This window comes from Sodalis-like endosymbiont of Proechinophthirus fluctus (assembly GCF_001602625.1).
In the GTDB taxonomy this organism is placed as follows: domain Bacteria; phylum Pseudomonadota; class Gammaproteobacteria; order Enterobacterales; family Enterobacteriaceae.
This window is the reverse complement of sequence record NZ_LECR01000046.1, coordinates 51860-59464: the sequence shown is the minus strand read 5'-3', so window position 1 is coordinate 59464 and position 7605 is coordinate 51860. Positions and strand designations below refer to the sequence as shown.

The following is a 7605-nucleotide window of genomic DNA, read 5'->3' as shown; positions in this document are numbered from 1 at the left end:
AGGTTAAGTGCGTATTTTCAGAGATATCACAACAGTAACCGTCATAGAACGAGACCTAAGTTTATCGTTATTCTTACACTGCTCGCGCTCGAGGGGTTTTTGCCTGCTTAAGCCGACGCTAGAAGTTATCAACGGGTAGTTTGATTATCATTTTCTATCTGGCTGCAATCCTAGCCCATTGAGCCAGGCGACTATGCATTTATTCCCTGGTCTGAATGGCCAGGAAGATTGGCCACATTGGCCATCTGAGTAATCATTGCCTTGATGGTTGCCAGCGTCTTCCTCGGTCTTTCAGATTTTGAAACAGTCCCACTGCTGGCGTTTTATTTCCCTATCTAAACCTATTATGGTGGAGATATTGGTCGCCCCCATCTAACGTTGAAATAACGAAAACTGACGCGACACCTTGTAGATATTGGATTTGGTAAGTAAATGAAGAGAGGTGTTAGAAGAGATTCATATGGAGCGGGCAAAGGGAATCGAACCCTCGTATGCAGCTTGGGAAGCTGCCGTTCTACCATTGAACTACACCCGCTTCGATAGGCACGAGGCGTTATAGCCTTATGACACCAACTGTCAAGCGCGCATGCCCATGATGACAGCCGTTATTTTAAGCAATCATAGGAAGTTGCGCCCCGCGTTAGCGCTTATTGCAGCATGATATCTTGGCTAAAACCCACTTCACTCCCAAGGTTTTTAACGTGCCGTCTTCCTTGGCCTTCATGATAGCATAATCAAACATTGTCTCTAGTCTAGGATCAGTGTTACACAGGCTTATTAGCCAATCCTCTGCCCAGCAACCGTCGATTAATTTGCGGTCTGGCCAAGACTACATTGCTGTTACCCGGTTTTTCATGGGCAACTTTCAAATAGTTTACAGAAGCGATGACCAGATCTACGCGGCCAGCGGCCAGATCGAGATCGTACTCCTGGGTAGTTTTGTATTCACTCACCTTCACTACGCTCTGCAGATATTTATTTAAGAAAATGGCGGCAATCGAAGCGGTTTACACACCAATGACCTTATCCTGTAAGGAAGGTTTGATTTTATCTAGTTCTTTTATCGCCACCGCTTCATATTTGGTCAGCGAAAAATGCATGCTAGTATTCGGTAATTTGTCCAGAGGACTGTCTTTCAGCGTGGCAAAAATTTGTGCCCAGAATTACTGTAGGGGAAAGAGAAATCAATCACTTTACGGCGCTTATCGGTAGCAGACATTACGGACATAATCGCATCGAACTTACCAGCTTTCATCGCTATGGTTATGCCGGTGAACGGCTCTGGACGACAACCTCACATGTTACTTGCATTGATTTGTAGAGCATCTTATATAAATCAATTTCAAAACTACTAAGCGTCCCGTCTGGTTTAGTAAAATTGAACGGTCGGAATGCCCCTTCGGTACCAATGCGCACGGTGGTCCATTTTTTCTCTTCCGTGGTCTTTGCGATGACTCTGCCCGACAGCGACGCCGTCATACACAGCGCGAAAACCATAGTGAAGAATTTCATTCTAAACCTACCTCTGGTGAAAATTGCCAACGAAAATATCGCCAAGATGATATTAAATCATGTCTTGCCACTATCAAGAAGCATGCCAAATATTTTTACATAAGACAGGCTTTGTTGCGGCCTTAAATGCGGCATCAGCCGGTTTTCTACCCATTGCAGAAAACGAGTCAGCACAAAATTAATCGCTAAATACAGCACCCATTGCCATTAACAACACTTCGAGTTCGCGGTAGGTTTCAGCTATGCTGCCGGCAGCAGCCCATTATATCTATCAGAGTGATGATTAACGCAAACTAGGTAGATTTGACCATGGGAATTATTTCGTTAACGTATAGGCGAGGCAGCACTCACTTAGTACATCACTGCACGAAATAATGTGGCGAAATACCTTCTTTCCGATCATATCACAGGTATATGAAGGCTTCAATGTGGTCCCCCGCACTGACAACACAAGCTGCCGCAGATAATTTCGCTGGCGTAAGCGGCGGTGTATATAAAGTTAGCAAGAGCAGCGTGCACCAGTAGGGGTCTCACGCAGGATATGGGTAGGCCAGAGTACACTCTCGCGCAAGAAGGGGATGCCCAAGGTCATAATAAATGAGAAACATCTATACCAGTGTACCAGCAGCAGCGAACCGCGAAACGCGAAGACGTAAAGGCGGGAGATGTTGTCCAGGATTCACGCGCTGCTAAGACGCATCAGCGCCAGCAGTAGAGAAAGGAAAAATCCCAGCGCCACCGAGTCAATCGTCAGTTCAAGCGTCAACGGGATTCTGGGCAAGAGCTGAACAGCATGTCGCAACCCCGTGAGCAGTAATGTTCCGCTTTACTTAGAGACCAGATGGATAGTGCGGAGATAAGCAGATACAACAGCGCGACGGCGATATAAAAAATCATACGGCCAGCCGGTGGATCTGGAACCGGTTTGCGCATGGATCAGCAGTTCTACGATGCCAGTCACCGAGATAATCACTGACTCTTTTGATACTAGTTGTGGTGAAGTGCATCAGTCATTATCGGGGAATGGCGGCGACAATTCTTCAAATCAGGTTAATAAAATTAACGCCATCAATCCTGGCGCGGTGTCCCCCGCCTTCGCCTACTCAATCAGTTCAGGATGCGCGAGCAAATTGACGGCAGTACTGGCCATGATCTTGGCAGCACGGCCATGCCTTTGTGGGCGACTACGGCTTTTCCCTGAGTGACCAACTGCCACGAGTGGCACCGGCGTGCCGATGGTGTAGGTGGCGCCATAAACCTGCACGGTCGGCACCACCCACAAATTCACACTGCTCACATAGTTCTAGCCTACCATACCATGTCGCTATAGGGACACGACGCAGCGGCAATACGAAATCGCACGGCGGTCGAGGATAATCCACCAGCAGGTCGTAGCGGTCATAGGCGCTTTTCAGATCGTTCTGGCTGAGAGTCTGCTGGAAACGCGCGGCATAATCGTGATCTGCTTCAGAGAAAGGCAGCGATCCTGACAATTTTAGATACGCCTGCATACGCTGTTCCATTCCAGCAGACTATTGCCAATAAGATTCGCATCGCCGCTCAGCACCTGGCTGGTAACGGTGGTTCCGCTCATCAGCGCCGCGGCAGCGATGTTGTAGACCCGTTTTACAAGTGCTTGCAGCGCCGCGGCAGCTCATGCACGAGGATTAAATAGCTTACCCGTTGCCCACGCCTGCACAATATTGGGCGAATGACCGCCGGTATCGGTAACAGCATAATGGATATGCGCCTAGCTGGGCATATGCTCGCGCATATAATTTATGCCGACATTCATCAGTTCAACCACATCCAGCACGCTGGCGGTCCAAGGTGGCAGGCTAGCGCCGGCCGCTGAAGTAGTAGTTAATTTCATTACAGGCCAGAGAATTTGCTTCTATCACATCGCTGAAGGCGTTGGGGTAAGATGATGGTGATATCCAAATTATCTCACCCCGCACCATAAATCCTTTGGAGGAAATCTGCCCTCTTCTTTCTGCCGGACAGCTATAGAATCACACCAGACCTGGTATGGGCGACAAAAAAATATTTAACTGGTGGCCTGTAACGCTGTACTACCCAGCAAATTATAACCGCAACCATGACCATTGACACCCGCTGTAACTGGATGGGGTTCCGCCACATCCGCCTGCTGGTTGAGCCCCGGTAGTGCATCATATTCGCCCATATTGCAATGATTAGGCTGACCGGCCGGCTTCCCAGACCATGTGAAAATAGGAATACCCGCAATACTGCCTTCAGTACAGAAGCCCTGCTGTTCCAGCAAGCATTGCCGCAATTTACGCCGACAATTGCACCTCGGCGTAATTCAATGCGGGGATTTTACCCATATGCTGTCGCTCAGCGCGCAAAATTGCAAGCTTGGCTGGCTTCGATGAGCGACTAGATTTCTTCCATTGTACAATCTGTGAGGTTGATAGGGTTGGTTGATACTTGGGTGCTGATGTCCACACTTATTACCTAGTGACATCTAAAACGGATGAAGGAGAATTTTTTAACAACTAACAAGATGAAGATCAAACATACCGGCTGAGACAAGCGCGTGTTCATGGGATCTCCCACAGCGAATAAGGGGAAACTTTCATCGGCATGAACTAAAATAGTTCAATAAATTTATAATTATCACCATAAAATTAAATTCCATTATATCACGAGCGCTTGGTCGTGGGGAAAAGGACATAACACTACATTGGGTGGCGTAGATCAAGCACCTGAAAGCCCTGGTGGTTATCATCGCGGTGAAAGCGCCCTTGGGCAGCCGTCAGTCGCGGTAAATAAAATCATTTTCGGCGTTGACGGCCAGAGTGAACGCCATCAGTCGGGCGTTAACAACAACACGTTAGCGCGCACAATGGCAATCCCTCGGCACCCATTGGCTTTGGCACGTCGAAAGCACAATCATACGGCGCGATAATCCGCAATGGTGCAGCGGACTCGCCAGGATAGTGGGTGCTATCTATCCCACCGATCCCCAGGACTATTTTTTCGGACGTAGCGCCGGGAACAGGATTACATCGCGAATAGTGTGACTGTTGGTCATTAGCATCATAAGTCGATCGATACCAATTCCCAGACCCGCGGTCGGTGGCAAACCGTATTCCAAGGCGATGACATAGTCTTCATCATAAAACATGGCTTCATCATCGCCGGCGTCTTTAGCATGAGCCTGTTCAGCAAAGCGCGCCGCCTGATCTTCTGCATCGTTGAGCTCAGAAAAACCGTTGCCAATTTCACGCCCGCCGATAAAGAATTCAAAACGATCGGTGAAGAACGGATTTCCATCATTGCGGCGCGCCAGTGGTGAAACTTCTGTCGGGTAAGCAGTGATGAACGTCGGCTGGATCAAATAACTTTCTGCCGTCTCTTCAAAAATTTTAGCCTGCACCCGACCCAGGCCCCAGCCTTTGTCTACCTTAATACCCAACGACTCGGCAATGGCGGTCGCAGAAGCTGTATCGTCCAGCGCTTCTGGCCGGGTTTCCGGGCGATAATGGCAAATGGCCTCTTTCATAGTCATCTGGGTAAACGGCTTGCCGAAATCAAAAGTTCGGTCGCCGTAATGCACTACGTTGCTACCCAATACCCGCTGGGCCAAGGTGCGGAACAAATCCTCTACCAACACAATTAGATCGCGGTAATCCGCGTAAGCCATATAGAGTTCCATCATGGTAAACTCAGGATTATGGCACGGTGACAGTCCTTCGTTACGGAAGTTGCGGTTTATTTCAAATACCCTCTCAAAACCACCCACTACCAGCCGTTTGAGATAAAGCTCGGGCGCCATGCGCAAATACATATCGATATCCAGCGCATTATGGTGGGTAATAAACGGACGTGCTGCAGCGCCGCCGGGGATAGTCTGCATCATTGGTGTTTCCACTTCCATGAAGTCGTGGTCCATCATAAAACGACGAATTTCCGCCATGATGCGCGAACGAACTTTGAAGGTTTGGCGCGATTCGTCATTGGCGATCAAATCGAGATAACGCTGGCGATAACGGGTTTCCTGATCGGTCAGACCGTGAAACTTATCCGGTAACGGGCGCATTGCTTTGGTCAGCAGGCGAATTTCACTACAGTGTAGCGAAAGCTCGCCGGTGCGGGTTTTGAATAATTTGCCCCGTGCGCCGAGAATGTCTCCTAGGTCCCATTTTTTGAACTGCTCGTTATACTGGCCTTCGGGTAGATTGTCGCTGGCTACGTACAGCTGGACTTTCCCCCCTACATCCTGCAGGGTGGCGAAGGAAGATTTTCCCATGACGCGGCGGGTTATCATGCGCCCGGCGATGCTGACTTCGACATTTAACGCTTCCAGCTCTTCGTTATTTTTCCCGCCGTAGCGGGCGTGCAGCTGGTCAGAAACCGTGTCTCGACAGAAATCGTTGGGAAAAGCGATGCCCTGCTGGCGCAATTGGGTAAGCTTTTCCCGCCGCGAACGCAGCTCGTTATTTAAATCCGTCGCCTGAGGGGCACCGTCCTGTGAGTGTGATGACATATGGATTCCTCATAGCCCTGCTTTAAGACTGGCTTCAATAAATTTGTCCAGATCGCCATCTAACACCGACTGGGTACTATGGGTTTCCACGCCGGTACGCAGATCCTTAATGCGGGAATCGTCCAGCACATAGGAGCGAATCTGGCGGCCCCAGCCGATATTGGACTTGGTATCTTCCAGCGCCTGCTTTTCAGCATTCTTTTTCTGCAGCTCAAATTCATACAGCTTGGCTTTCAGCTGTTTCATCGCCTGATCTTTGTTTTTATGCTGTGAGCGGTCGTTTTGGCACTGAGTAACGATATTGGTCGGCAAGTGGGTAATACGCACTGCGGATTCGGTCCGGTTAACGTGCTGGCCGCCAGCGCCGGAAGCGCGGTAAACATCTATACGCAAATCCGCCGGGTTAATCTCGATATCGATATCATCGTTCACTTCCGGATAAACAAAAGCGGAGCTGAATGAGGTATGACGCCGGCCGCCGGAGTCGAACGGGCTCTTGCGCACCAGGCGGTGCACACCGGTTTCGGTACGGAGCCAGCCATAAGCGTAGTCACCGATGACTTTGATGGTCACCGATTTGATACCAGCTACTTCCCCTTCCGACTCTTCGATAATTTCAGTTTTGAAACTGCGCGATTCGGCCCAACGCAAATACATTCTGAGCAGCATGCTGGCCCAATCTTGGGCTTCGGTGCCGCCAGAGCCGGCCTGGATATCCACATAACAGTCAGCATCGTCATACTCGCCGGAAAACATGCGACGGAATTCCAGCTGGCCCAGTTTGTCCTCCAGACCGTCCAGTTCGCTTTGGATTTCGAGGAAGGTCTCTTCATCGTCCTCTTCCATCACCAACTCCAACAGGCTGGAGACGTCCTCCATACTCTGGGTTAACTTGTCGATGGTTTCAACGATAGCCTCTAGCGACGATCGTTCCTTGCCCAGCGCCTGCACGCGTTCTGGCTCATTCCAGACGTCCGGCTGTTCAAGTTCAGCGTTCACTTCTTCGAGGCGTTCTTTCTTGAGATCGTAGTCAAAGACACCTCCTCAGAACGGCTGTCCTTTCCGACAGGTCCTGAATACGGTTTTTTACCGGATTTATTTCAAACATTGATTAATGTGCTCATTGACGAAAAAGGAATGCGTGTTAGCCGGCTATTGTAACGAATCCGCGCCCCGGACGGTAGTTGCCCGTCGCCATCCTATTAGCGACGTCGGTAGTCCATCACAGCGGCCACATATGCTGTATTAACAGCCGTAAACTGCGATTGCCGCTAAACTCGTTAACTTCCAGCTTGTAGGCTAATTCAACGGTATGTACGCTATTATCCGGCCATAGGCGCGGGTCGATATTGAAAGTAATGCCGTCCAGCGTCGGGCCGCCGGCCAGCGGTTCCAGCATCAGTTTCAGGTGTTTCTCCCCTACTAGACGCTGATTTAACACGTGAAACTGCCCGTCAAACAACGGTTCTGGAAACGCCTGTCCCCAGGGGCCGCCGTCGCGCAGGAGTTCGGCGGTGGTCAGAGACAGCTCCGGGCCGGCCAGCTCGCCGTCCGACCAAATGACGCCTTCGAGCATCGTG

9 protein-coding genes, 1 tRNA gene and 1 pseudogene are annotated in these 7605 nt (G+C 50.0%); 1 reads left to right on the top strand and 10 read right to left on the bottom strand.

The annotated features are described in order from the left end of the window. Positions 1 to 461 precede the first annotated feature (461 nt). The 4 genes from BG74_RS05470 to BG74_RS18925 form a co-directional block, all read right to left on the bottom strand. Positions 462 to 535 (bottom strand) — tRNA-Gly (locus BG74_RS05470). A gap of 229 nt (positions 536 to 764) precedes the next feature. Then, positions 765 to 959 (bottom strand): type 2 periplasmic-binding domain-containing protein, encoded by a 195-nt coding sequence (locus tag BG74_RS17020; protein ID WP_244267328.1) that lies wholly within the window; start codon positions 957 to 959, stop codon positions 765 to 767. Between the two features lie 176 nt (positions 960 to 1135). Then, on the bottom strand, positions 1136 to 1228 hold the full coding sequence (locus BG74_RS18930; RefSeq protein WP_369678515.1) for a hypothetical protein: 93 nt from the start codon (positions 1226 to 1228) through the stop codon (positions 1136 to 1138). A 35-nt stretch (positions 1229 to 1263) separates the two neighbouring features. Further along, positions 1264 to 1479 (bottom strand): transporter substrate-binding domain-containing protein, encoded by a 216-nt coding sequence (locus tag BG74_RS18925; RefSeq protein ID WP_256364223.1) that lies wholly within the window; start codon positions 1477 to 1479, stop codon positions 1264 to 1266. A gap of 698 nt (positions 1480 to 2177) precedes the next feature. Here BG74_RS18925 and BG74_RS18920 point away from each other — a divergent pair. Further along, the gene (locus tag BG74_RS18920) at positions 2178 to 2300 is read left to right on the top strand and encodes a hypothetical protein (protein ID WP_256364222.1); all 123 of its coding nucleotides are present in this window, start codon (positions 2178 to 2180) and stop codon (positions 2298 to 2300) included. Positions 2301 to 2696: 396 nt separating this feature from the next. Here the strand turns inward: BG74_RS18920 and BG74_RS05460 are convergent, their stop codons facing one another. The 6 genes and pseudogenes from BG74_RS05460 to BG74_RS05440 all read right to left on the bottom strand — a co-directional run. Then, positions 2697 to 3005, bottom strand: a complete 309-nt coding sequence (locus BG74_RS05460; RefSeq protein WP_187202674.1) for a hypothetical protein — start codon at positions 3003 to 3005, stop codon at positions 2697 to 2699. A gap of 257 nt (positions 3006 to 3262) precedes the next feature. After that, positions 3263 to 3385, bottom strand: coding sequence for a hypothetical protein (locus tag BG74_RS18915; RefSeq protein ID WP_256364221.1), 123 nt, complete (start codon positions 3383 to 3385; stop codon positions 3263 to 3265). Positions 3386 to 3559: 174 nt separating this feature from the next. Continuing rightward, a complete protein-coding gene (locus BG74_RS20585) occupies positions 3560 to 3796 on the bottom strand; it encodes a zinc-binding metallopeptidase family protein (protein ID WP_066597140.1) in 237 nt (78 codons plus the stop codon). A 711-nt stretch (positions 3797 to 4507) separates the two neighbouring features. Continuing rightward, positions 4508 to 6025: a lysine--tRNA ligase gene (lysS, locus tag BG74_RS05450; RefSeq protein WP_066597137.1), complete on the bottom strand. Its 1518-nt coding sequence runs from the start codon at positions 6023 to 6025 to the stop codon at positions 4508 to 4510. 9 nt (positions 6026 to 6034) lie between these two features. Continuing rightward, a protein-coding gene (gene prfB, locus BG74_RS05445; protein ID WP_187202673.1) for a peptide chain release factor 2 occupies positions 6035 to 7133 on the bottom strand; the annotation gives its coding sequence in 2 pieces (ribosomal slippage) (positions 6035 to 7066 and positions 7068 to 7133; 1098 coding nt in all). Between the two features lie 114 nt (positions 7134 to 7247). Then, positions 7248 to 7605, bottom strand: a pseudogene (locus tag BG74_RS05440) (single-stranded-DNA-specific exonuclease RecJ); the annotation flags it as partial.